The 25826-nt window shown below is 47.6% G+C and carries 13 protein-coding genes; 4 read left to right on the top strand and 9 right to left on the bottom strand.

Features of this window, described 5'->3' with window-relative positions:
* The first annotated feature begins 267 nt into the window (after positions 1 to 267).
* Complete coding sequence (alaS, locus tag MYF79_RS02300; RefSeq protein ID WP_247812371.1) at positions 268 to 2883, top strand: alanine--tRNA ligase; 2616 nt, start codon at positions 268 to 270, stop codon at positions 2881 to 2883.
* A 146-nt stretch (positions 2884 to 3029) separates the two neighbouring features.
* Here alaS and MYF79_RS02305 read toward each other — a convergent pair whose 3' ends face one another.
* Positions 3030 to 3710 carry a hypothetical protein gene (locus MYF79_RS02305; RefSeq protein WP_247812372.1) on the bottom strand — a complete coding sequence of 227 codons (681 nt, stop codon included), beginning with the start codon at positions 3708 to 3710 and terminating at the stop codon, positions 3030 to 3032.
* 149 nt (positions 3711 to 3859) lie between these two features.
* Here MYF79_RS02305 and MYF79_RS02310 point away from each other — a divergent pair, with 149 nt between their 5' ends.
* Complete coding sequence (locus tag MYF79_RS02310) at positions 3860 to 4894, top strand: PDZ domain-containing protein (RefSeq protein ID WP_247812373.1); 1035 nt, start codon at positions 3860 to 3862, stop codon at positions 4892 to 4894.
* A 281-nt stretch (positions 4895 to 5175) separates the two neighbouring features.
* On the opposite strand, the gene MYF79_RS02315 is transcribed toward MYF79_RS02310, so the two are convergent.
* Entirely contained in the window at positions 5176 to 6546 is a 1371-nt protein-coding gene (locus MYF79_RS02315) for an aldehyde dehydrogenase (RefSeq protein ID WP_247812374.1), read from the bottom strand.
* Between the two features lie 198 nt (positions 6547 to 6744).
* Between MYF79_RS02315 and gatB the strand changes: the two genes are divergently transcribed.
* Both gatB and MYF79_RS02325 read left to right on the top strand, forming a co-directional pair.
* On the top strand, positions 6745 to 8199 hold the full coding sequence (gatB, locus tag MYF79_RS02320) for an Asp-tRNA(Asn)/Glu-tRNA(Gln) amidotransferase subunit GatB (RefSeq protein ID WP_247812375.1): 1455 nt from the start codon (positions 6745 to 6747) through the stop codon (positions 8197 to 8199).
* Positions 8200 to 8214: 15 nt separating this feature from the next.
* Positions 8215 to 9378 (top strand): TlpA disulfide reductase family protein, encoded by a 1164-nt coding sequence (locus MYF79_RS02325; protein WP_247812376.1) that lies wholly within the window; start codon positions 8215 to 8217, stop codon positions 9376 to 9378.
* Between the two features lie 69 nt (positions 9379 to 9447).
* On the opposite strand, the gene MYF79_RS02330 is transcribed toward MYF79_RS02325, so the two are convergent.
* The 7 genes from MYF79_RS02330 to MYF79_RS02360 form a co-directional block, all read right to left on the bottom strand.
* Positions 9448 to 10857, bottom strand: coding sequence for a RagB/SusD family nutrient uptake outer membrane protein (locus tag MYF79_RS02330; RefSeq protein WP_247812377.1), 1410 nt, complete (start codon positions 10855 to 10857; stop codon positions 9448 to 9450).
* Positions 10858 to 10877: 20 nt separating this feature from the next.
* On the bottom strand, positions 10878 to 13886 hold the full coding sequence (locus tag MYF79_RS02335; protein WP_247812378.1) for a SusC/RagA family TonB-linked outer membrane protein: 3009 nt from the start codon (positions 13884 to 13886) through the stop codon (positions 10878 to 10880).
* A 776-nt stretch (positions 13887 to 14662) separates the two neighbouring features.
* Positions 14663 to 16096: a RagB/SusD family nutrient uptake outer membrane protein gene (locus MYF79_RS02340; RefSeq protein WP_247812379.1), complete on the bottom strand. Its 1434-nt coding sequence runs from the start codon at positions 16094 to 16096 to the stop codon at positions 14663 to 14665.
* Between the two features lie 3 nt (positions 16097 to 16099).
* On the bottom strand, positions 16100 to 19111 hold the full coding sequence (locus MYF79_RS02345; protein ID WP_247812380.1) for a SusC/RagA family TonB-linked outer membrane protein: 3012 nt from the start codon (positions 19109 to 19111) through the stop codon (positions 16100 to 16102).
* A gap of 272 nt (positions 19112 to 19383) precedes the next feature.
* Positions 19384 to 20832: a SusD/RagB family nutrient-binding outer membrane lipoprotein gene (locus MYF79_RS02350; RefSeq protein ID WP_247812381.1), complete on the bottom strand. Its 1449-nt coding sequence runs from the start codon at positions 20830 to 20832 to the stop codon at positions 19384 to 19386.
* Between the two features lie 18 nt (positions 20833 to 20850).
* Complete coding sequence (locus MYF79_RS02355) at positions 20851 to 24063, bottom strand: SusC/RagA family TonB-linked outer membrane protein (protein ID WP_247812382.1); 3213 nt, start codon at positions 24061 to 24063, stop codon at positions 20851 to 20853.
* A gap of 294 nt (positions 24064 to 24357) precedes the next feature.
* A complete protein-coding gene (locus MYF79_RS02360; RefSeq protein ID WP_247812383.1) occupies positions 24358 to 25812 on the bottom strand; it encodes a SusD/RagB family nutrient-binding outer membrane lipoprotein in 1455 nt (484 codons plus the stop codon).
* Positions 25813 to 25826: the final 14 nt, after the last annotated feature.

Raw genomic sequence — 25826 nt, forward strand, 5'->3', positions numbered from 1 at the left:
CATTTAAGCAGAACCTACATCCCGATGGAAGTCCTTTATGTTACTTTTAATAGGGTTATACAGATATGGATGAGAGGTGTATAGATTTTTCAATATTTTTGCACTCCTTCCGCCAAGGCGGCAGGGTGTGCAAACCTAAGGGAAATAGAGTAAAAGGGCAATCTTTTGAGTGTCAATTTTCTAAATACCACTAGTTGGCTTAAAATACAAATTAAAGCCATTTAGGTGACACAAAATTATAATACATACTAATTATTTCAAATACTTATGACAGCTCCTGAGATTCGTCAGCAATTCCTGGACTTTTTTGTGTCCAAAGGCCACCACATCGTGCCTTCTGCTCCTATCGTAGTAAAAAACGACCCTACCCTGCTGTTTACCAACGCGGGCATGAACCAGTTTAAAGACTACTTTCTGGGCAACAGGGCGGCGGCCTGGAAAAGAGTGGTGGATACCCAGAAGTGCCTCCGCGTAAGTGGTAAACATAATGACCTGGAAGAGGTGGGCATCGACACCTATCATCATACCATGTTCGAAATGCTGGGCAACTGGAGCTTCGGCGATTATTTTAAAAAAGAAGCCATCGACTGGAGCTGGGAACTGCTCACAGAGATCTACAAGATACCAAAAGACCGCCTCTATGTAACTGTTTTTCAAGGAGATGCTGAAGATGGCCTGGAAAAGGACCAGGAAGCCTACGACTTCTGGAAAAAGCACATTGCAGAAGACCGCATCCTGATGGGTAATAAGAAAGACAATTTCTGGGAAATGGGAGATACCGGTCCCTGCGGCCCCTGCTCCGAGATCCATGTGGACTGTCGCCCGGACAATGAGAGAGCCCAGGTAGACGGTAAGACCCTGGTTAACGCCGACGATCCGCAGGTGATCGAGATCTGGAACAACGTATTCATGCAGTTTAACCGCCTGAAAGACAAATCTCTTGAACCGCTTCCAGCCAAACACGTGGATACCGGTATGGGCTTTGAACGCCTGGTAAGGGTACTGCAGGGCAAGAACTCCAATTACGATACAGACGTATTTTCCGGTACTATTGAATATACAGAGAAGCTGACCGGGCTGAAATATGGCCGTACAGACAGCAAACAGGACGTGGCCTTCCGCGTGATCGCCGACCACATCCGCGCTATCTGTTTTGCTATTGCCGATGGTCAGCTGCCTTCCAACACCGGCGCGGGCTATGTGATCCGCCGTATCCTCCGCCGCGGCGTAAGGTATTACTTCTCCTTCCTGAACCAGAAGAAACCCCTGCTGCATGAGCTGGTGCCGGTACTGGCGCAGCAGTTTGCCAATGTGTTCCCCGAACTGCAGCAGCAGGTGGACTTTGTTGCCAAAGTGGTGTTTGAAGAAGAAAATAACTTCCTGCGCACCCTGGATAGCGGTATCCGCAGGATCGAGGACTTTATGGGCAATGCCAAACAGAAATCTGTTGACGGCAGGACAGCCTTTGAATTGTACGACACTTATGGTTTCCCATATGACCTCACCAGCCTGATAGCCAGTGAAAACAGCTTTACCGTTGACGAAGAGGGCTTTAAAGCTGCCATGCAGGAACAGAAAGACCGCTCCCGTGCCGCTACTGAGCTGGATATGGGCGACTGGACCGTACTGGATGAGAACCCGGTATCTGTTTTTGTCGGTTATGAGCAGTCAGAAGCAGCAACCTCCGTTACCAAATACCGTAAGATCAAGGCAAAAGGTAAGGAACAGTACCAGCTGGTATTGTCTCAGACCCCTTTCTATGCAGAAAGCGGCGGCCAGGTAGGCGATACCGGCACCCTGACCTTCAATGGTGAATCTATCAACGTGACAGACACCAAAAAGGAAAATAACCTGATCGTTCATTTCGTAGATAAATTACCGGCTGATATCAGCACCACTGCCAAAGCGGTGATCAATAAAAAGAACCGTCAATCTACCACCCTGAACCACTCTGCCACCCACCTCCTGCATGCGGCGCTGCGCCAGGTGCTCGGTACGCACGTGGCACAGAAAGGTTCCCTGGTAAATCCGGAATACCTGCGCTTCGACTTCTCCCACTTCGCAAAAGTGACTGATGAAGAGCTGGAGAAGATCGAGAACATTGTCAATGAGAAGATCCGTGCCAACATACCGGTAGTGATTCAGGAACTGCCGAAAGATGAAGCGATGAAACTGGGCGCGATGGCGCTCTTTGGTGAGAAATACGGTGATATCGTACGCGTGGTGATCATGGATCCTAGCTACTCTGTAGAGCTTTGCGGCGGTACCCATATCGGCGCTACCGGTGAACTGGGCCTGTTCAAATTCACATCTGAAGGCGCTGTAGCGGCAGGTGTACGCCGTGTGGAAGCCCTGACCGGCAGCAATGCACTGGCATTTGTAGATGCACAGTTAAGACAGCTGAAAGACATTAAAGCAGCCCTCAAGAATCCAAAAGATCCTATCGCTGCGGTAGAGAATCTGCTGCAGGATAAAACATCCCTGGAAAAACAGCTGGAAGTGCTGGAACAGGAGAAAGTACGCCAGTTATCTGCCGGACTGCAGCAACAGGTGGAACAGATCAATGGTATCAACTTCCTGGGTAAGATAGTGGATGTGAACAATGCAGATGCGCTGAAACAACTGTGTTTTGCCCTGAAGAATGAAATACAGAACCACGTATTCGTCTTTGCTGCGAACATTGGCGGTAAGGCAAATGTGGCGCTCATGATCTCTGACAACCTGGTAACTGAAAAAGGACTTGAAGCGCCCAAGATCATCAAGGAGAAGATCGCCCCGATCATCAAAGGCGGTGGCGGCGGACAGAAATCGTTCGCAACTGCCGGCGGACAGGAAGCTGGCCAGCTGGATCAGGTGATCACGCAGGTGAAGGCGATATTGTAAGAGAAAATTTGCGATATAAGAAGGGCCTGTACTATGATACAGGCCCTTCTTATTTGTATACCTGATGGTTTCAGGTAATCCTTTAGGCACTTATAAAAACATACATTCTGGGGCAACATCCTCCTTTTACATCACATTCCATCGCATTATTTCTTTTCATCACCGGCCGGAGGTGGTGGTGTTATTCGAAGAGGTCCGGAACGGACAGCCTCGGCAAATTTCATCTGATATTGCTGCTCTATTTTTTTGCGTCCACGCTTTGTTTTAGGCAAAGTTGGGCCAACAAACCCCATGACACCTGCTTCCTCATACTCTTCACTGTTAATATCGAAAGTTGATCCGCCCGTCATTCTATCCAGATTAAATCCTCTGGCAGAATCCGAAAACAAGCCCGGTTTTTCCACCGGTGAAATAGTTGTATCTCTGCCATTCCTTGTATCGGGCATAGGCACCGCCGGCGTGCTGGTAGTATCTCTTTGCGTTATCTGCCGGATATCATCTGTCGGACGATGACTGGCAACAGCATTTGATGCAATACCTGCTACAAGCGCTGTACTCACCAGTAATGCAGGCACCAGGGCATTTGCCCTTTCTTTTTCCAGGGCCAACAGGTCCCTGTTAAGCTGACTTTCGCCGAACCGCCCACATACAGGCTCGCTGCTATCCAGCATGATCCTTACGACTTCATGATCCGCCAGTTTTGTAAAGTCGATTACTTTCTTCGTACAATGTCCGCAATATCTCCCATTATCCACAGGGGTCATATCATCCCATGATTGAGTACAAGGCATGGGGATATCTATTGTAAACGGATTCTTTCTTTTCATAGATCAGATGATGATTGGGACTTCATCAAAAATAATTTTATTATGTATCAATACTTCCCCGCTTCATCTATTTTAACTTTTCGTTTATTATAACCCCTCCTAAATTTGCCTTGTTAACTACAATTCATTATATAAAAAGGAGGATAATTATGAGCAAGCTATTGCAGACCCTCACACTGGCAAGCATTACCTGCTTTGCTTTCAGCTCTGCCACCATCGCTCAGGACAAACAGGAAAAAAAGAGCGATAAACTGGGAGAGTACGATGAGATCGTTATCAAACGCAACAGTAACAAGGACGGGAAAGTGACCATTGAGATCAAGGATGGCAATGTACTGGTAGACGGGGAGAAAATGGATGCTTATAAGGATGGAGATATCTCTGTTTACAGACGCCGCATCAGGCCTGTAGATGGTAACAACTTCAATTTTGCTCCCCGTGGAGGTATACAGTTCTTCAACGACGATGATAATGACGATTCCGCCGGAGCTATGAATATCAAGCCAGGCAAGGCCGTACTGGGTGTATTTACCGAAAAGAAAGAAGCTGCAGGCGCCACCGTACGTGAAGTAGCCAAAGAAAGCCCTGCTGAAAAGGCAGGTATCAAGGCCGGCGATGTGATCACCCGTGTAGATGCGGACAAGATCAGCGAGCCACAAGACCTGTTTGAAAAGATCGGTGCACACGATCCGGGCGACAAAGTTACCATCACTTACCTGCGCGACAAAAAGGAGAATACGGCTACAGTGACCCTGGATGAAAGAAAAGATGCCGGCACACTGGAACTCTTCCCTCGTGGCGGAGCCCAGGGTTTCCATCGCGCTCCCCGTGGAGAATTCAACTTCGGAGATAATTTCCCGGGATTTGGCGGTCCTAACCGCTTCCGCGATTATGATAATAATAATGACGCCAAACTGGGATTGTCCGTCCAGGATACTGAGGATGGCAATGGTGCAGAGGTATTGAGCGTAACGCCTGGTTCTGCCGCTGAAAAAGCCGGATTTAAAGCGAAGGATATTATTACGCAGCTGGCTGGTGACGATGTTAATTCTACGCGTGACGTAGCTAATGCCTATCGTTCAAACAAAGATAAAAGCACTATTACTGCCCAGGTGAAGAGAGCTGGTCAGCAGAAGACATTGGAAATCAAAGTACCTAAGAAATTACACAAGGCCGATCTGTAAGCAGATAAGCTGTTCAGTTAAAAAAGGATGCCTCTGAAGAAGGGGCATCCTTTTTTACATGTATCGGAGATCCTATCCAAAGAAGATTAACAGACACGAAAAGGAACTATTCAGTCAGGTAATATATATACATAATGTTATTATCTACTATAAAAGACATTTGTGTATAGCACAATACATAATAAAGTATTCATATTATCCTGGCAAAGCTAATACCATAGTGCATTTCCTGAGATAACCCATATATAACCCATATTTAAGAGATGTTGGCACCTGGTTACTTATCTCATCAGCCAGCGGACTAATTTCAGCTTATTCCTGAAGGGAGGATACTTCATGGCTACATCTATCCAGGTGCCGGTTTTCATGATGCTTTTCGGGTGTGTAAACGTCGTAAAACTGTATTTTCCATGATATTGTCCCATCCCGCTATATCCAACACCGCCGAAAGGCAGTTCAGGGTTGGTGAAATGTCCGAGTGTATTATTGATGCATCCTCCACCAAAACTAAGCTGTTCAGTAACTGCCTTTTCGGTGCTGCTTCTTTTGGTGAACAGATAAAGAGATAATGGTTGCGGTTGCTGCCTGACTAACCTGATGGCCTCTTCCAATGTGCTGAACGCCAGTACCGGCAGAACGGGGCCGAATATTTCTTCCTGCATAACAGGGCTGTTCCAGTCAACTTCTTCCAGCAGCGTGGGCGATATAAACAGCTCATTTTCATCAGTGGCTCCGCCATGCAGCACCGTACCCTGCTGTAAATAGGTATTCAATACGCCGAACCGCTTTCTATTGATGATCCGGGCATAGTCCGGACTTGCGGCAGGATCTTCTCCGAAAAATTGCAGGATCGCCTTCTTCATAGCCGCCACCAGTTCATCCTTCACACTATTGTGTACCAGCACATAATCCGGCGCTATACACGTCTGCCCCGCATTCCAGAATTTGCCCCATATAATACGCCTGGCAGCCACACGGATGTTCACCCTGTCATCCACAATAACGGGCGATTTCCCTCCCAGTTCCAGGGTAACAGGCATCAGGTGGGGCGTGGCCAGCTCCAGGACCTTACGGCCAATAGCAGCGCTTCCCGTGAAGAACACATGGTTAAACCGATGCTGCATCAGCTCAGGGATGACTACACTGCCATCACCCTCCAAAGCGGTAATATAAGCAGGGTCAAACGTTTCCCTGATAAGGGATGCTATTACTGCGGATGTCCGGGGCGCCAGTTCAGACGGTTTTACTACTGCGCAGTTGCCACCAGCAATAGCCCCTGCCAGCGGCGCCATGATCAGCTGGAAAGGGTAATTCCAGGGACCTATGATGAGCGTAAGACCTAAGGGTACGCGATGGATCCTGCTCTTACTGGGATACATGATAAACGGGCTGCTCACGTCCTCCGGTTTCATCCACCGTTTCAGGTTGCTGAGCAAATATGCTATTTCGACATAAAGGAACCCTATTTCGCTGCTGTAAGCCTCTACGGGATGTTTGTGCAGGTCGGCATGTAAAGCGGCCAGTATATCCTTTTCCCGCTTTTTAACGGCAGATTTCAGCAGCTTAAGCTGCTGACGGCGGAATTTATAGGGTAGTGTCTTACCCGATGCAAAAAAGGCCTGTTGTATGTTATAAACATCCTGGGTATTCATATTACCCTGAAGGTACTGAAAATGATAAAAGTGGAGATTGTTCGCTTAGTGCTGTAGAGAGGTATAGGAAAACAGAATATAGGTTGAATGGTTCTGCACCACAAGAATACTAAAATTTTGTTAAATTCCAATAATATTCCCTGGATTCCCCTTTCTACCCTTCATTACATATATTTGCGCTAATAGCAGAAGATTATCATGAGCGCAGCCATCGATTTTGACAAATATGAGGTAGTAATTGGCCTGGAAGTACACGCCCAGTTACTGACAGAAAGCAAATTATTTTGTGGAGACAGTGCAGCTTTCGGAGGCGCTCCCAATACCCATATCAGTCCCATTACACTGGGCCATCCCGGTACCCTTCCTGTGCTGAACCGCAAAGCGGTGGAATATGCCATCCGGCTTGGACTGGCTTGCCAAAGCAGGATTGAAAGGGATAACTATTTTGCCCGTAAGAACTATTTCTACCCGGATCTTCCGAAAGGATACCAGATCTCACAGCATACAGCCCCCATCTGCGATGGAGGATTGGTTACCATTCCGGTTCCCGGCGGCGAGCGGCAGATCAAACTGAACCGCATCCACCTGGAAGAAGACGCCGGAAAATCCATGCACGACCAGGATCCTTCCTTTACCCTGGTGGATTACAACCGTGCCGGCGTTCCCCTGGTGGAGATCGTAACAGAACCCGACCTGCACAGCAGTGACGAAGTATATGCTTTCCTGACCACCCTCCGCAGGCTGGTACGCTGGCTCGATGTGTGCGATGGTAACATGGAAGAAGGCAGTATGCGCTGTGACGCCAATATCTCGATCCGCCTGAAAGGAGAGACCAGACTGGGTACCAAAGTAGAGGTAAAGAACCTGAATTCCATCCGCAACGTAAAACGTGCGGTAGAGGGAGAAATAAAACGCCAGATCACTATCGTGGAAAGTGGCGGCACCATCATGCAGGAAACAAGGAGCTTCGATGCCGGCAACGGTACCTCATTCTCCCTGCGTTCAAAGGAAGAAGCAAACGACTACCGCTATTTTCCGGAACCGGACCTGGCTCCCTTTCATCTTACAGACGAATACCTGGACAGCATCCTGAAAGCGCTGCCCGAACTGCCGGAGGCAATGGTACAACGGTATGTCAGCCAATACGGACTGCCCGAGTATGACGCCCGTGTGATATGTGATGACAAGGCAACGGCAGACTATTACGAACAGGTAGCCTCTATCATTCCTGCACATAAAGCAGTGGCCAACTGGTTACTGGGCCCGGTTAAATCCACCCTCAATGAACAGGGTGCGGCCATGGCGGAATTCCCCTTGCCACCAGCCGCATTGGCCGGCCTGATACAACTTGTTGAAGATGGAAAGGTCAGCTTCTCCATCGCCTCTTCCCGCATCTTCCCGGAACTGCTGCAACACCCTGCAGAGCAGCCATTGGATATTGCTACACGTCTCAACCTCCTTCAGGATAACAATGCAAATAACATTGCACCTATCATTGATGAAGTCCTCGCCAAGTATCCGGATAAAGTAGCCGAATTCCGCGGTGGTAAAAAAGGATTGATGGGACTCTTTGTAGGCGAGGTGATGAAACTCTCCAAAGGCAAAGCTGATCCTAAACTCACCAACCAGCTGCTGGCAGAAAAACTGAAATAACTATAACTGATCAATATGAAGAAATTTGCTTTATGGGCAGTAGCCGGACTATTCCTGGCCAGTTGCTCGCAACAGACAGAGAAGGGAGATTTTGTTATCAATGCACATATAGACAATGCTCCTTTAGGTAAAATATACCTGGAGGAACTGACGCTGGAAGAAGCGAAGATCGTGGACACTGCTGTGATAAAAGATGCCAGCGGTAAATTCACCCTCAAAGGTATGCTGCCGGAACAGGCGCTTTACCGTATCCGTTTCGCTGATAATAACCGCTTTATCCTCCTGGGCCTCGATGCTGGTACGATGAGCATCGAAGGCGATTACAATCACCTGGAACAGGTTAAAATTGAGAATTCCGAAGCCTCTTCAGAAATACAGCAGTTGCTGAATGAAGCGAGCTCAAAGAATATAGCGCTGACAACAGAGATGAAAACCCTTGACAGCCTCTATCAGGCTAAAACGCCCGACAGCGTAATGAAACCAAGGGTGGCTGCATTCGAGGCAAAACGAAATGATCTCGAACAGTTCATCCTGAAAGCGGCAAAAGACACTAAATCTCCTGCTGTTGCTGCATTCGCACTGAGCATGGTAAGCACACCTACCTTACTGCAGGATCAGAAAGTGATCAACGAATTAAAGACCCGTTTTCCTGAAAATACACTGATTGCCAGCTTTACAGAAAAGCTGAACGAAGTGTCCAAAAAGAGCGCTGCTCCTGCTACAGACGCCATGGCTGGTGAAGACGAAAATATGACAGCTGTGAAGATCGGCCAGGTGGCACCAGACTTTACACTGCCCGACCTCTCAGGAAAAGCCACCAGCCTCAGCTCCTTCAGGGGGAAATATGTGCTGGTAGATTTCTGGGCAAGCTGGTGCAAGCCATGCCGTATGGAAAACCCTAACGTGGTACAGGCTTATAACACTTACAAGAATAAAAACTTTACTATCCTCGGTGTATCGCTAGACAGAACAAAAGAGGCGTGGGCAAAGGCCATACAGGCCGATGGTCTTACCTGGAGCCATGTGAGTGATCTGAAATTCTGGGAATCTGCAGTTGTTCCTTTATATGGACTGAACTCCATTCCATCCAACATGCTGCTCGATCCGGAAGGAAAGGTGATCGCTGTCGGACTAAGAGGACCTGACTTACAGGCCAAGCTCCAGGAAGTATTGAAATAATTACACCAGCAAATAAAAAAAGCGTCCGCCATCTGGCGGACGCTTTTTTTATTTGCTGGTTGACCACGGTTATTTTTTGTACCCCGGATTCTGTTCTATGTTACGGTTCACATCGGTTTCCCTTTGTGGAATGGGGAAGATCGCCGTATTTGAAGTTGCCTCAATGGTGCATCTGGGCGTATTCAACTGCTCCGGATTATTACAATGATTTCTTACAATATCCAGTTTATTTCTCAACAGGTCGAAATAACGATGTCCTTCAAACATGAACTCCACACGTTTCTCTTTGAGCACTGCTGCCAATACCGCATCATTGGCCACATTTTCCAGGGCTGCCAGGTTCCTGTGCGTGCGGATCGCGTTTACATCTGTCAGTGCGGCGGCATAGTTACCTTCCTTTGCATAGGCTTCGGCGCGCGCCAGGTACATTTCTGATATGCGCAGTATTTTAGGACTGTGCAAGCCGGAAATACCCTGCTGACCGGTAAACTTGTTATTCTGGAATTCTGAAGGACTGCCATTAAACGCAGAAATAAAAACCCTTCTCGCATCGCCAGGCTCCAATATATTCACCAGGTCGGGAGATACACGGATATCACCATAACCAGGCTTCCTGAACATCTGGCCAAGGTTATCAGAACCTGCTGTCTGGATGTCAAGTATTTTCAGCGTAAAAATGTCTTCTCCTGTACCTGGTGTGTTGTAAAAATCAGCTAAGCTATTGGCAGGCTGAATAGCATAACCAGCATTGATCACCCTCGTTGCCTCGGCAATAGCGGCGGCATTATCGCCTTTATACAGGTATACCCTTGCCAGCAGTGCAGATGCTGCATAGGAACTGGCGTTGAAAGGATCGTTGGTTGCTTCGGGCAGTAATGATTTGACCTCGGTCAGATCGGCAATGATCTGCGCATATACCTGATCTACCGTATTCCTTTTCGGCGAGCCCACTTCGAATTTCGTTATCACCGGCACTCCCAGCGATGTACCCCCGCCAACAATATATGGCTCAGCAAAGAAACGTAACAGATCAAAATGCGCCAATGCACGGATAAACAATGCCTGCCCCTTGGCAAAGTTCTTTTCTTCAGCCGTACCATCGCTGATGACAGGTATGCTGTTGATAATATTGTTAGCTCTTAAGATCACAGCGTATGCCCTGTTCCAGACGCCGGTTACATCCACATCTGAAACGATCCAGCTCAATCGCCAGCTGGACAGGAAGCGGTTACTGTTGCTTGTAGAAAGATACACGTTATCAGCAGTGATCTCGCCCAGTATCAGGTAGTTCCTTCCATAATAATCTGTGGATCTCATACCGGCATACATACCGTTCACCGCGGCATTCACACCTTTGATATTTGACAAGGCTTCATCCGTCGGCAGTTTATCTGCCGGCGAAAGCGCCAGTTCTTTATTGCAGCCCTGACCGACAGATAACAGGACCAACATAACCATATACACGAATATTCTTTTCATAAATAAGATCTTTGCTTGAATTAGAAATTAACGTTTACGCCGAAGGTGATGCTCTTGGCAGGAGGATATCTGAAGAACTCCATCGCACTGATATCCTGCTCAGGGTCCCATCCTGTATACCCGGTCCAGGTGGCGATATTGGCCGCCTGTGCATAGAATTTAACATCACTCACGTTAATAGCGCGCATCCATCTTTTTGGCAGGCTGTAACTCAGGTTAATGTTCTTAAGACGAAGAAAGGAACCATTTTCCAGGTACCTGGTTGACTGTGCATTGTTACCGTTATGGTTACCGCCAGGAATTGGCTTTGGACGTTCTGCCACATCACCGGCTTTCCGCCAGTAGTTCTGTGCAGCTAGTTTATCATAGCCAAATCCGAAATAAGCACCGTCAGCGTCTCCCAGTATCCTTGTTCTGTTAAGGATCTTACTGCCGGTTACACCGTAGAAGAATACGCTGAGGGATATACCTTTATAGCTTACGGTGTTTGTCAATCCACCGATAAATTTCGGCTGACTATTACCAACTATTTTTCTCTGCGCAAGGTTGATATTGTTGGTGGTTTTACCATCTGCGGTATACCATAATGGATCACCGTTGTCTTTGTCAACACCTGCCCACTCATTTAAATACCAGCTCTGTACCGCTTCGCCTACCCTGTGTAACTGAGTAGTGGAAGCAGATACATCCTGTCCGCCATACAGTGACAGTATCTTATTTTTATTGGTAGATACGTTCAGTTCAGTGGTCCATGTCAGGCCGGAAGCAGCCTCAATATTCTTGCTGGTGATCAGTGCTTCGATACCTTTGTTTTCCAGAGAACCAACGTTCACAGGCTGGGTCAGAAATCCGCTGGTAGAGCTCACCGGGGTATTCATCAGCAGGCCATCGGTCCGGCGTCTGTAAACATCAATAACTGCCGTCAGCCTGTTTTTAAAGAAACCGAGGTCCAGGCCAATGTTGAAGGATTTATTTCTTTCCCATGTCAGGTTCCTGTTACCAATAGTGGAAGGAGCGTTGCCAGGCTCGCCATTATAGGCAGTACCATAGTCATATAAAGCGGTTGCCACGAAGTTGTCAAAGTCAGCATTACCGGTAACACCATAGCTACCTCTCAGACGCAGATCAGAAAAGACTTTCTGCGATTTCATAAATGCTTCTTCCATCACTTTCCAGGAAGCCCCCACAGAATAGAATGTACCAAAACGGTTATTCACACCGAACCTGGAAGATCCATCTGTTCTGATACTACCGCTCAGGTTATACCTGTTCTTAAAAGTGTAGGTCAGCTGCCCGAGATATGACAGGAACGTATATTCTGTACCGTTACCACCTACGTCCTGCGGAACAGCGGTTACATCCAGCACTTTCAGTTTGCCGGTTACAAGACCGATACCGTCAGCGCTGATGCTCCTTGACTTAAACCTGTTATATTCAGTGAGTGCCAGGTAATCGAGCTGATGATCTTTATTGATCTTAATAGCGCCGCTGATGGATAACTGGTTGGTCAGCGTAGTGTTCTTTACGTTTGCATTATAGACCTCACCGCTCTTGGATGGTTCCGCCGTATTGATACCGTCTCCGGTGGTAGGGTCGTAGAAGAGATTGGCCTCACCATACACCAGGTCCATATTTACTTTCTCCTGCACTTTCAGCCAGTCGAACACGCGATAGCCTACACTGAGTGAGCCGAGGCCCCTGAAGTTGGTCAGGCGTTTGTCGTTCAGCGGCACAGAATACAGGAAGTTATCGCCGCTGGCAGCGTAAAATTCCGGTTCCAGTCCTGTATACATAGAGCCGTCAGCCTTGTAGGGGCTTTGGAAAGGAGACACGAAATAGGCGCCTAATATCGGGCTGGAATAATAGTTTCCGCCCATTGCATTATTCGCATTACTTTGAGACAGGTTGAGGTTCATAGCAATGTCCAGATGATCATTCACCTGCTGGGACACATTGGAGATGACAGTATATTTTTTAAACCAGGAATTGATCACGGTTCCTTCCTGGTTCTGATATCCACCGGAGATGTAAAACTTTGTTTTATCTGTTCCACCGGAAGCAGCAAGGCCATAATCCTGTGTGGTGGCGGTACGGAAACCGGCTTTATGCCAGTCGAAGGCTGTTTTCAGTAATGACGTAGGAAATTGATCATCTACTTCTGCCGGAGTAGCGCCATTGATGGCCAGTACATCCCGGTTGTAGGCCAGTGATTCTTCGGGCGACAGCATACCGGATTTGCCAAAGCTGGCTTTTGCAGAACCATATTGCGCTCTTGCATTGAAAGTGGTAACGCCGGCTTTCCCCTTTTTAGTGGTGATCACGATCACGCCATTAGCGCCTCTTGAGCCGTACAAAGCAGTAGCGGCAGCATCTTTCAGTACGTTTACACTTTCAACGTCATTGGCATTCAGGTTTGCAAGCAGGTCGTTCGACTGTAAAGCAAGGCCAGAGGTATTATTAATGTCCCTGCCATCTACGATAACACCATCTATGACATACAGCGGTGCAGCGCCGGCACTGATAGAGCCGACACCACGGATCCTTACGTTCTGTACGGCGCCCGGTTGTCCTGAAGCCCCGCCGACAAATACGCCGGCCGCTCTACCCTGCATGGCCTGGTTAATGTCAACGAAGGGAGTGTTGGCAATTTTCTCTCCGGTCACTTCAGACACAGAACTTACTTTCTTTTGCCTGTTGGTATTGCCATAACCGGTAGCGATGTACTCACTCAGTACATTATCGGCAACAAGGGAGATGGTCAATATTCCACTGTTACCGGGTTTCACTGTTTTTGCGGCAAACCCGATGGAAGATACGATCAGGGACTGGTTTGCACCGATCTCAATACTGAAATTTCCGCTTTGGTCAGTGGTGGTTCCTTTGTTGGCACCCTGGATCCTGACAGTGGCATAGGGTATGCCGGCGCCGTCTTTGGCGTCTGTAATTTTCCCTTTGATCGTTCGTGTTTGGGCAAGCGCGGGCATCACGCTAATGGCCACGAATAGCCACAGGAGTAAAGTGTGTTTCATAAGCGATTTTGATTGATGAAAAAACGTCCGGTTATTTCTTGCTACATAGAAAAAAATTTAGGATCGCACAACGCGTCAGCAATCATGTGCAGAGGATTCTGCGCATGCATTACTGCTTTACGGATTTAACTGTGTGAAACGGGCTGTGGGTTACGCCTCAGGTATCAGGAATACAGCCCCATATCAATCAGTACAGAGAAAAACCGGGTTGTCAGTTCATTAGTTAAACAATAAATACAATTCCTTTCGTCGGGCAATTAAAGTGGTAGTCGGGTTTCACTCTAAGGAATTAAGATTCAGATTTTGGTTCTTTAGTACTTACAATAAGTTGTTAATGCAATATATGAAATCACCGGAAATTATTCTGCACATTTTTTTCAATATAATGTAAGAAAAATGCTTCCGTATAAACCCCGAATACCCACGACCATGCATGATAATACCTGTTTTCATATATGCAGTGTTCGGGAAATATAACGCATAAAATACTAACAATGTTAATAGGTGGCAGGTCTTACAATGTGCAGCAAAACCTGTAAGCGAAGCCGGAATATTTTACATTATCAATACGGGCGTGATCATTCGGAGGCATTGCCTGTCGGGGCATTGACATTGAGAGCTTATGCCATGCGGCGTATTGTTACCGGGTGGTATTCTCTGTGCGCAGCCTAATCCGTGGGATATCGAAAGTTATAAATACGCCGCTCCTGGCGGAACAAAAAAAGAGCGGCTGTTCATTCTGAACAGCCGCTCTTTTTATAAATGTTTTATAGTGATCAGTACCCCGGGTTCTGATGTCCTTTCAATGCAGGGCTCAGGTCAATTTCGCGTTGGGGAATAGGTAGTATCACCCGGTCTGCGCCCGCTTTTTTCTCCGGATCATTGGCCCGCAGTGATTGTCCTCTTCTCAGCACATCCATTCTGCGGTGTCCTTCGAAGCAGAGCTCTTTACGTCTTTCATTCAGGATGGCAGTGATCAGTGCATCAGTAGTAGCGAAGGTAGTGATGGTCCATTCATCGAGTCCTGCACGTTTTCTCAATGCATTCATCAGGTCGATGGATTCCTGGTTCACACCATTCGTGGCAGCCAGTGCTTCAGCCCTGTTCAGGTACATTTCGGTGACCCTGATCATCGGAGAATTGTCTTTTGCGGGAGATACACTGGGAAACTTCAATGTGAACCTTCTCTTTTCAAGGTTAGCCGCGGTACCTTCGTCGCTCATCGCAAACCTCTTGTCACCCGCTTCTGCAGAAAATGCCTGTATCAATTCGGGAGAGAAGGGGCATGCACCGCTGCCGTTCACACCCGTGGGGCGATAGAAGTAGCCCCAGCTACTGCCTCCCGGATCGGTGTCTGTATTCTGAATGGAAAACACATCTTCTTTTGTATTACCGTCATAGAAGGCATAGTCGCCGGCCAATTTATAATAAGGAGCATCCAGCACTGCTTTTGCATACTGCGCTGCTTTGTCCCATTGTTCACGGTACAGGTACAGCCTTGACAACAGTGCATTTGCGGCGCCCTTGGTGGCGCGGCCCCTGGCCAGCATAGGATCGCTGAAAGTATCGCTCAGGTCAGGCAGCGCTTCCAGCAGATCTTTTTCTATCTGCGCCTGTACGTCATTTACTGTACCTCTGGCCGGGTATGTAATGGTACCATCAAAAGCCGCCGTTACCACCGGAATACCGGGCGCACCGCCCTGCGATACCTGGTAAGGCTGAGAAAAGAGATTGAGCAGGTCGAAATAGAGGATAGCTCTCATGAACTTTGCTTCCGCTACGTACATTTTACGGTCCGCTGTTGTAAACGAAGCGTCCTGTATACCCGGCACCTTGTCTACTACGGCATTGGCGCCCATAATAGCGTCAAAGTGAATACGCCACATCTCACTCACGATAGAGCTGGAAGGAGAAGTGATAAAATTGCTGATATCACTCATCGAAGAACCCAGGTAATTGACGTTATCGGCCATAAAATCCGCAATAATCTGAGGCTGGCCTCCAAATACCTCCTGACGTTGAGAACGGCTATAAACGCCGTATAATGCGCTTAAAGCAGTTGGCCCCGAAGTAAATACATCTTCTGTAGGAATCTGCTGCTCGGGTTCCTGGTCCAGATCCTTGCTGCAGGAAAACAGGCTGGTACAGGTAAGCCCTGCCAGCAGCCATATTAATATCTTTTTTTGCCCGTTCATTTTGGCTGTTTTCATATTTTAGAATAACAGGTTCACACCCACAGTGATAGTCTTAGGTTGAGGCAGGGAAAAGTATGATTCTCCGGCTACCTGGCCATTTGAGCCATACAGGGATACCTCAGGATCAGCGCCACGGAATTCCTTCTTCGTTACTGTCCACAGATTCTGGCCCAGCACATATAACCTTGCACCGCTCAATACATGCGTATTGCTCAACAAATTTGATGGCAGATTATATCCCAGCGTCAATGTTTTCAGTCGCAGGAAAGACCCGTCAAACAGCTGCCTGGTAGACAATTGGTTAAACGGCATGGTCTTCCAGGAAGCGCTGGTAGCTGCCGGCGCAAGAGCCTGATCGCCAGGCTTCTGCCAGTAATTCAGCATGTCTTTGCTCAGGTTGGAATTGGTCAGCGTTGCGTTATCCAGGGTCTGGAATTCATTCAGCATGACTTTATTACCGTAAGAGAAGTAGAAATTAACACCAAGGTCAAATTGTTTATAACGTACCGTGTTATTGAAACCACCTGTCAGTTTCGGCATAGCATTGCCGGCTATTATCTGGTCATTGGCGGTAGGAGTAGTGGTAGCTTTCCCGTCTTTGGTATACCATTCAGGATCTCCCGTTTGCGGATTGATCCCTTTATAATTAAGCACATAGAACGAGTTCAGTGCATATCCCTGTATTACCCGCTGGCCACCGAATGAACTGAGCACATAGTTTCTGCCTTCTTCATCTCTGCTATCCGAAGACAGCTTTATTACCTTGTTCTTCACAAAACCCAGGTTAAGGCTGGTGGTCCATTGAAGATCTTTTGTACGCACAGGCACTCCTGTTATTTGCAGGTCTACACCGCGGTTACGCATCTTTCCCGCGTTGCGGGTAGAAAATCCAAAACCGGTAGTAGAAGGCACCGCTTGGTACAACAGCAGGTCCTGGGAATTTTTGCTATAGTAATCCACTGTCAATTGTATCCTGTTGTCCAGCACATTTACTGCCAGGCCGAGGTCGAATTGTTTCGTTTCCTCCCAGCCCAGGTTCAGGTTCTTGATCTGGCTTGGTCTTACTCCCGGCTGTCCTGCATAGCCGGCATCACTCGCAGAATACAGTCCCAGATAATCATAGTAGTTGATACGGTCATTACCGGTTACGCCATAACTGGCGGTCAGTTTCATGTAATCTATAAAATGCAGTTCCTTCATAAACTGCTCCTGAGAAATGATCCAGCCACCGGATACCGCCCAGAAATTGCCGTATTTCTTATTGGTCCCAAAACGGGAAGAACCGTCCCTGCGTAATGATCCTTCAAACAGGTATTTATCCTGGAAGCGATAGTTAGCACGGAAAATGTAAGATTCCATGGCCCAGCGCTTACCGGTTGCAGAACCTGTGGTCACTGCGGCAGATCCCACATTGGGCAACTGGTCGTTTACGAAACCGTTACCGGTCACTTTAATATCATCATATCTGGCTGTTTCATAGCTATATGCGGCTAACAGCGTTACATGATGGTCAGCTCCTATGCTTTTATCGTAGTTCAGGCTATTAGTGCTCAGCCATTTATTATCCTGCCAGAGGGTACGGCTGGCAGAGCCGGGCGTTGTAGTGTTGCCTGTAAGTTTCGCCGACCTGCGGATGCGTTCTTCTGTTTCCAGGAGATCGATGCCCCAGTCGGTCTTTACCCAGAGATCTTTTGTGATGTTGACCTTTGCATAGGCATTGCCTGTGTTGCGGCGGGTATAGTATTTATTGGTGCTTAAAGCAATATTGGCGAGTGTATTGGTGGTCGGATTCGCAAACTGTCCGTCGTCTGTATAGGCGGGCGTGAATGGCGTATTAAGGAATGCGGCTGTATAAGGCGGCAGGTTGTTGTTGCCACTGGCATTTCCCTCCTGGTAGATGCGGTCCATGTTTGTATAAGCCGTACTGAAATTAACGCCCAGTTGCAGGTATTTGCTGGCTGTATGCTCCAGGTTCAGTCTTCCGGATAACCTTTGCAGGTTGTTGCCGATCACGAAGTTCCCGTCATCCATATAGTTACCACCTACATAGAAACGGGTCTTGTCGTTTCCTCCGCTGGCACCAAGTGCATAGTTGTTCGTACGGCCGGTCCTGGTAACCAGGGAAGGCCAGTCGGTGCTTTTTGCGGGGAAATCGACAGGCGCCGTTCCTTTTACTTTGGTGATGTAGTTATTGTAAAAAGTACGGTATTCATCCCCGTTCATCACCTTCAGCTTATCCGTGGGGCTTACCCAGCCGGTATAATAGTCCAGTCTGATCTGGGTTTTATTGTTCAGGGCACCTTTCTTTGTTTCTATCAGTATAACCCCATTTGAGCCCCTGGAGCCATAAATGGCGGCAGCGGCTGCATCTTTCAGTACAGTGATAGTAGCAATATCTTCCGGATTGATTTCCAGCAGCGGATTCAGGTTTGCGCCACCACCGTAAGAGGTATTGTAAATACCATCATTCAACGGCACGCCGTCCACAACAAATAGCGGCTGGCTACCAGCGGTGATGGAAGCAGTGCCCCTTACCCGGAGTAGAGAGGAATTGCCCAGCAGGCCGGAAGAATTGGTCATGTTTACCCCTGCCACCTGTCCCTGCAGCAATTGCTGGGGCGATACAGCCGGTACATTGGTGATCTGGCCGGCTTTCACAACAGATACGGCCTCGGTCGTATACCGTTGCGCCTGTTCTCCATAACCTACCACGACCACTTCAGACAGCCGGGAAGATGCGGGTTGCAGTTTTATATCCAGCCAGGTGACATCTGCAGCAACCTTCAGTTGACGGGATTCATATCCCACCATGGAAAACTGCAGTTCAGGCGTTCCTCCCACGCTCATGGAAAAGGAGCCGTCTGGATTAGTGGCTACACTATAGGTGGAGCCTTTAAGGTGGATCGTAACGCCGGACAGCGGTGTGCCGCTGTTGTCGGCTTTGACAGTGCCTGTAAGTGTCCTCATCTGCGCAAGAGCAGGCAGCACGGCCATTAATGAAAACAGATACAGGAATACTCCTTTTTTCATCAAACAGATTTTAATTTAATGCAGGAAGCAGCATTAGTGATAGTACCAAGATTAAAATACCACATCCGTGGTCTAAATGCGGTCAATTGTCCCCGTGTCTTTATTATTTTGAAAATAGCCAATCAGCTAAAAGTACCACAAGATATAAAAATTCTTAAAAAGATATACGGATGTGTGGTTTAACATGTAGTTATTCAAAAAATGAAACTCTCCGGATCAAAAAAGGGCTCGTTATATAACAAGCCCTCAGAATACATACATATACGTTATAATTAATTAGCGTCCCACCAGACCTTATCGTAAACCCGTTTAGCACCCGGGAACTTTGGATTCCTGGTGATTTCCGAGGTCGGATATAGTAACCGCTGCGGCATCCGGCCGGCAGGCAGCACGGATGCCTGCGAACGAACCAGGAAGGAAGGATAACCGGTACGGCGCCATTCTGTCCATGCCTCGAAGTTCTGGTTTCCGCACATGGCAAAGTATTTCTGGGTGATGATGGCTTTTACCTGCGCTTCGGTACCGGTAGCTGGGAAGGCATCAACAACGTTACTGATGTAGTTACGCTGAGCAACGTTATATGCAGTAAAGCTGGCAGTGATCCCCTGCCGGTACAGGCCTTTCGCATCTCCGGGAAGCCACCCGCGTGCAACAGCTTCTGCCTGCAGGAAATAGCTCTCCGCAGCGGAAATGAATTTTACAGGCGCCAGCGCAGAGGAGTCATTTTGCCCGTAAGCACCTACCGCTACATTGGGAGTGGAAAACAGGTAATTCCACTGCATCCGGTAAGTTCCCTGGGGAATACCAGCTATCCCCATGGTATCAGGATCCGTTCTGTAGAACTTATAAACACGGGGATCATTCAGTCCATTCATCCGGTCAACGGCGGTACTGCTGGCAACCAGGTTCTGTGTTCTTCCAAGCCCCAGTATTTCGGCGAACAAAGGGTTATTGTTCCCGTTAGTGTTTACATAGGTGATCTTTGCATCTGAGGTCAGAAACCTTGCACCATCAAGAGTGCTTATGCCACGGGCTGCAAATGCTGCATCAATTTTAGCCAGCCGCATATATGCGCGGAGCTTCAAAGTGTTACCGAAAGCCTCCCATGCAGCCATATTACCACCAAATATCAGGTCATCATTTCCCGGCCGCACAGTGCTTTCAGGATCTATCAGGTTCAACCCCCTGTCGATCATCGCAAAAATGCTATCGTACACCATTTTCTGGGGATCATAAGCTGCCGCCAGGATGTCCTCATCCACAGCCCTGACAGCATCCCTTACAGGGATATCGCCAAATGCGTCAGTCAGTACCTGATAGGTGTAAGCCTTCAGCAGCTCAGCTATACCGGCATATTGCTTCACCCTTTTGGTATTTGCTTTATTGATGATCACCTGCAGATTTCGTAAGGCCCCCACATATAGTAATTGCCATGGCCTGTCAAAATCTGATGGGGTCAAATTCACCTGTTCGATGTTCCTGTACTGGATCCCACTGATATCCTGTGTCCAATACTGCGCCCATATGCCACCGTAAACCTGGAAGTGGTTGCCAATCACCATACTGATATTCGCCTGACTGGTGGGCAACAGATAGCTGGGATCGGGATCAATAAGCTTCGTTGGCGCCTCATTTATATCCAGGAATTTATGGCAACCCGTTTGTATGAATAATAGCACAGAAAGTGCTCCCAAGACTGATCTTACAAAATTCTTCTTCATTATCAGCACCATTATTTATTATTTAAAAGTCACTTTTATATTAAAACCAAAGTTTCTCAATGAAGGCAGTGCTACAAAGTCGAAGCCCTGTTCATTGCCCGCACCAGCGGAGTTCACTTCCGGATCGGCATATTTGTTCTTTGCCCATAATGCGAGGTTGTTGCCGAACAGCCCCACTACCAGATCTCCAGACAGTATTCTGCTTCGTTTAGCCGCCGGAATACGGCAGCTAAGGCTGGCCTCACGAAGCCTGATATAGGAGGCATCAAGTATATTCTGTCCATCCGGCTTATTTGTCCAGTACTGTTCCGGAAAATAAGGCCTTGTGTTTGGCACCAGTTTGCCGCTGCCATCGTTAGTTACGGAGTTGGGCCAGATGGCACCTAAACGGTTTTGTTCTGCCGTAACTTCAGATACCCCGGCCAGGTCTGTGATGCTTTTAGTGTAGGAATAAAACTTACCACCCTGTTTCGAGTCAAACAGGATACTGAAGCTCCACCCTTTATAGACTGCATTCAGTCCCCAGGAGGCCTGGTATGCAGGATTGTAGGAACCAAGACGCACCGCAGTTAAAGTGCTCAACGGAAGGCCGGTAGACGGGTCAACAATGACACGACCCTGCTTATCCCGCAGGATGTCCCGTGCATAGAATTCACCGTATGGTCTGCCTTTGGCGGCGACAATGCTCATGTTGGAGAAGCCGCCGATCACTACCTGGTTGGCAAAGCCCAGGTCCAGTACGGTGTTTTTGTTTCTGGTATAAGTACCTAACAATTCAATAGACAGGCCGGCAGCGGTCAGGATAGGAGTTCCTCTCACACCAATCTCAAGCCCCTTATTTTCAACCGCTCCGGTATTTAGCATTTTGGTAGCAGCACCAATAGAGGGCGCTAATGGCACCGGAATGATCTGGTTTCTGGATTTATTTTTATATAAAGAAAGGTCCAGCAACAGCCTGTTGTTCATAAAATTCAGCTCAGCACCGATTTCATTAGCAATGGTGATCTCAGGTTTAAGATTTGCATTACCGTTCACGCCGGCCGGAGCATAACCATTCACACCCTTAAACGGGAATGTAGTGCTACCGAATCCACCATTGATGCTGGCAGCTTCATAGTAAGTATGCAGCAGGTACGGATCAGCATCGTTACCTACCTGCGCCCAGCTCACCCTTAATTTGCCATCCGTCAGTACATGGTTTGTATCCCGTTTACTAAATAGCTCGGAGAATACAAATGAGCAGTTTATGCTGGGATAAAAGAAGGAATTGTTTGCAGGAGGCAATGTAGAAGACCAGTCATTACGTCCTGTAGCATTCACATAGAGGATGTTCCTGTAAGACAGGTTCAACTCACTGTATATGCCTACCGAGCGGCGGGTTGACAATACATCATTGGTAATGACAGGACCATTACTGTTATCAAAACTATACCATCCCGGAATGATAAGACCAGCAGCATTTGTCTTCAGTTCTGTAGTATTAAATTTCCGTTGACGAATATTATTACCAACGGTCAGGGCTATATGAAAATAGGGGCTGAAATTTTTCGTAACAGTAAGTATCAGGTCATGTGCTACCTCTGCAAAGTCATACTGATTCTTGCTGTAATGACCACTCGCCGTCTGTATATTCCTGGTCTGGCTGTAGTTCCCTGCATCATCTGCAGGAGCGAAGGAGTATTTAGGTGATCTGTAAATACGATGGTCTGAATATATATCAGCGGCCACCCTTTCCAGGACATTCAACCATGTCAATGGTTTATACTCCAGGGTAAAAGCACCGGTGATCCTGTCTAACTCGTGCTGGTTCCTGTAGTTCTGCAGCATGAAATATGGGCTTTTCGCATAGGCGTTATAGTAACCATAGTAAGGGAGACCATCCGCATTCAGGAGGTTGCCGAAGCTGTAGTAAGGATTGTTCAGATCGCCCATTTTGTCAATAGGGATATCGCGGGGTGTTTGTAATACGATGTTATATACTGAACCTGCGCCCTGACCTCCCTGTACAACATTACTGCTGATCTTATTATAGTTGAAATTAACAGCAGTTGCAATCTTATCACTTAGTTCAGCCCTCCCGTTGAAACGGACACCGTATTTATTGTACCTATCGTAAGTACCCGGCATAATGCCGTCGGCATTTAGGCTATTTAATGACAGATAATAAGTGGTTTTATTGCCCGCTCCCGACAATGACAGATTGGTATTCACAGTTCTGGCCGGTTCAAAGAATCTTTTTACCGCATCCTTCTGCGCGCTGTAAGCTTTCTTTAATCTTACACCGTTGATGGATTGTCCCCATTCCTCTTCAGTCCCCATGAATGGGCGCCCCCAACTCAAGTTCTCCCTGGGATCAATATCAAACCCATCACCATTCCCGTTCAGATATCCCTGACCATATTGGTTCTGAAAATCGGGTAGTTTGGCAAGATGGGAAAAAGTCAGGGCGGAGCTCAGCTGAACGTGATTTTCCCTGTCGTTGTCCTTCACGCCCATTCTGGTAGTGATCATCAACGCACCATTAGATGCACGCGAACCATATAATGCAGCTGCAGCCGGACCTTTCAGTACTGTGATGGCTTCCACATCGTCAGGATTCAGGTCATTACCACGACTTCCGAAATCGGCATAAGCAAGGCTGTTGTCGGCACCGCTGATGCTGGTATTGTCGATCAGGATCCCATCTACCACCATCAGGGCCTGGTTATTACCGGTAATAGAGGAGCCCCCTCTTAACACGATCCTGGAAATGCCGCCGGGAGCATTAGAACCGGTAGAAACGTTCGCCCCGGCTACTTTACCAGCCAGTGCATTCAGCAAACTTACAGACTGCCCGCTGTTTAGTTCATCATGCTGCAAGATAGAAGCCGCGTATCCGAGAGATGCTTTATTGCGGCGGATAGCGTTAGCAGTTACAACAATTTCATTAAGCTTGTTAACATCTGGATGTAGTACTACATGCTCCTTTTCGCCGGCCAGTTTTACTTCCAGGTCTTTCATGCCCATGAATTTAACGATCAGGGCAGAAGCACCTTCAGGCGCTAAAATAGCATACTCACCCTCTGCGTTGGTTACGGTACCGGCTGTGGTACCTTTAACAATAACTGTAGCGCCAATTACCGGATTACCATCATCTGCGTAAGTAATTCTCCCTGTAATGGGACGGTTTTGCGCAAGCACCTGTACTGCGAGTGAAATAGCAGACAGGAGGAAGATCAGCGTTTTCCTCATAAGATTAAATGATAAGGTTGATATTTATCCCTCGTCGATAGATCTGCAGGCAATACATGGAGGGCATTAAACCTTAATTGATATACACGGGGAGTAAGGGTTATTTATGTGTCTTTTACAAGAGGTTAATGATTCCTGTTTCTGTTGTTCAGCGGAGTACTGAAAACCTGAAATTCACTTAGACATATTCATGCCTGGAAAAGGGTTGAACGAATGTGGTTAAAAACTTCGGGGGCTGACAAAAAAGTCGTTTACTCTTTTGTCAGCCCCCGAAAACTATCTATCTGTTATTGCTTAGTCTTTGGTATCCCACCAAACCTTATCGGTGATGGTTTTTGCTCCCGGGAAGTTAGGGTTCCTGGTCAGCTCAGTGTTAGGATACAGGAAGCGAACAGGATAAGTGCCTGCTGGCAATGTACCTGTAACAGGTTTTACAAAGAAATCTTTAGGATATCCTGTACGACGCCATTCTGTCCACGCTTCGAAGTTCTGGTTAAGCGCCAGTGCAAAGTATTTCTGTATCTGGATCGCTTCAACCTGCGCTTCAACACCCGTAACAGGGAATGCTGCAACCTGGGTAGTGATGTAAGTACCAGGAGTAGCATTATAAGCGTCGAAACTAGCCTGAATACCCTGCTCATACAAAGTCGCTGCATTGCCGGTCAGCCAGCCTCTCGCAGCAGCTTCTGCCTGCAGGAAGTAGCTTTCATAGCCGGAGATGAACTTAACAGGCGCTGTTGCTGCCGCTTCATTCAACGGATCTGCACCAAAAATAGGCGCTGGAGTAGAACCGTTAGGACCAACATCGTAGCTGGCCTGGTCCATACCTCTTCTAACACCGCTTATGAGCTGGAAGTATACGTTGATCCTTGGGTCATTCCTTGATTGCATTTGTTTGAACAAGGTGTTGCTTGCTCTCAGCTGGCGGTATTGTCCCAGTGCAAAGAGCTCAGCATACAGCGGATTGTTATTACTACCTGTGGTGATATAATCAATTTTTGCATCTTCTGTCAGGAATTCAGCACCTGCAGTACCCAAAGCCTTTATACCAGCTTCTGCCTTCGCAGCATTCACATAAGATAAGCGCAGATAAGCTCTTAATTTCAGTGTGTTTGCGAAACGGGTCCATTGCTCCATGTCACCACCGAAGATCAGGTCTTCTGAACCTGGCAGGAATGAAGACTCAGGATCAATCCAGCCTTTTGCCCTGTCGATCATAGCAAAAATACTGTCGTATACCTCTGCCTGTGGATCGTAGTGAGGCGCATAGTTCTCGTTACTTTCGCCCTGCAGTGCATCTTTTAAAGGAATATCACCGAAAGCATCTGTCAGCAACTGCAGATCATATGCCTTCATCAGCAGCGAAATAGCAGCATACTGTCTGTACCTCGCTTCTCCTGATTTGTTGATGATCAGCTGCAGGTCAGTCATAGCGTCAGCATACAGCGTGGACCATGGTCTGTCAAAGCTGGAACCCTGTATCAGGTACTGCTCAATAGATTTATACTGGGAGTTACCGAAGTTCTGTGTCCAGTACTGGTTCCAGATACCACCATATATCTGGAACTGGCAACCAACTACCATTGCGATCGCTGCCTGTGAAGACGGCAATATAAGCGAAGGCTCAGCGCTTTCTGCCAGGTTCGGATTGTCATTTATATCCAGGAAGTTAGAACAACCTGTGATTGTGAGGGACAGTGCAGTCAGAAAACCGGCAGCTGACCTGATTAGAATATTCTTTTTTGTCATTTTCTTAGCTCTTT

The organism is Chitinophaga filiformis, assembly GCF_023100805.1.
In the GTDB taxonomy this organism is placed as follows: Bacteria; Bacteroidota; Bacteroidia; order Chitinophagales; family Chitinophagaceae; genus Chitinophaga; species Chitinophaga filiformis_B.

Excerpts from the sequence above, each read along its gene's own strand:
- MYF79_RS02315 (WP_247812374.1), bottom strand. The coding sequence starts at position 6,546 with ATGAATACCCAGGATGTTTATAACATACAACAGGCCTTTTTTGCATCG.
- MYF79_RS02345 (WP_247812380.1), bottom strand. The coding sequence starts at position 19,111 with ATGAAAAAAGGAGTATTCCTGTATCTGTTTTCATTAATGGCCGTGCTG.
- MYF79_RS02340 (WP_247812379.1), bottom strand. The coding sequence starts at position 16,096 with ATGAAAACAGCCAAAATGAACGGGCAAAAAAAGATATTAATATGGCTG.
- MYF79_RS02335 (WP_247812378.1), bottom strand. The coding sequence starts at position 13,886 with ATGAAACACACTTTACTCCTGTGGCTATTCGTGGCCATTAGCGTGATG.
- MYF79_RS02350 (WP_247812381.1), bottom strand. The coding sequence starts at position 20,832 with ATGAAGAAGAATTTTGTAAGATCAGTCTTGGGAGCACTTTCTGTGCTA.
- MYF79_RS02305 (WP_247812372.1), bottom strand. The coding sequence starts at position 3,710 with ATGAAAAGAAAGAATCCGTTTACAATAGATATCCCCATGCCTTGTACT.
- MYF79_RS02330 (WP_247812377.1), bottom strand. The coding sequence starts at position 10,857 with ATGAAAAGAATATTCGTGTATATGGTTATGTTGGTCCTGTTATCTGTC.
- gatB (WP_247812375.1), top strand. The coding sequence starts at position 6,745 with ATGAGCGCAGCCATCGATTTTGACAAATATGAGGTAGTAATTGGCCTG.
- MYF79_RS02360 (WP_247812383.1), bottom strand. The coding sequence starts at position 25,812 with ATGACAAAAAAGAATATTCTAATCAGGTCAGCTGCCGGTTTTCTGACT.
- alaS (WP_247812371.1), top strand. The coding sequence starts at position 268 with ATGACAGCTCCTGAGATTCGTCAGCAATTCCTGGACTTTTTTGTGTCC.
- MYF79_RS02325 (WP_247812376.1), top strand. The coding sequence starts at position 8,215 with ATGAAGAAATTTGCTTTATGGGCAGTAGCCGGACTATTCCTGGCCAGT.
- MYF79_RS02310 (WP_247812373.1), top strand. The coding sequence starts at position 3,860 with ATGAGCAAGCTATTGCAGACCCTCACACTGGCAAGCATTACCTGCTTT.
- MYF79_RS02355 (WP_247812382.1), bottom strand. The coding sequence starts at position 24,063 with ATGAGGAAAACGCTGATCTTCCTCCTGTCTGCTATTTCACTCGCAGTA.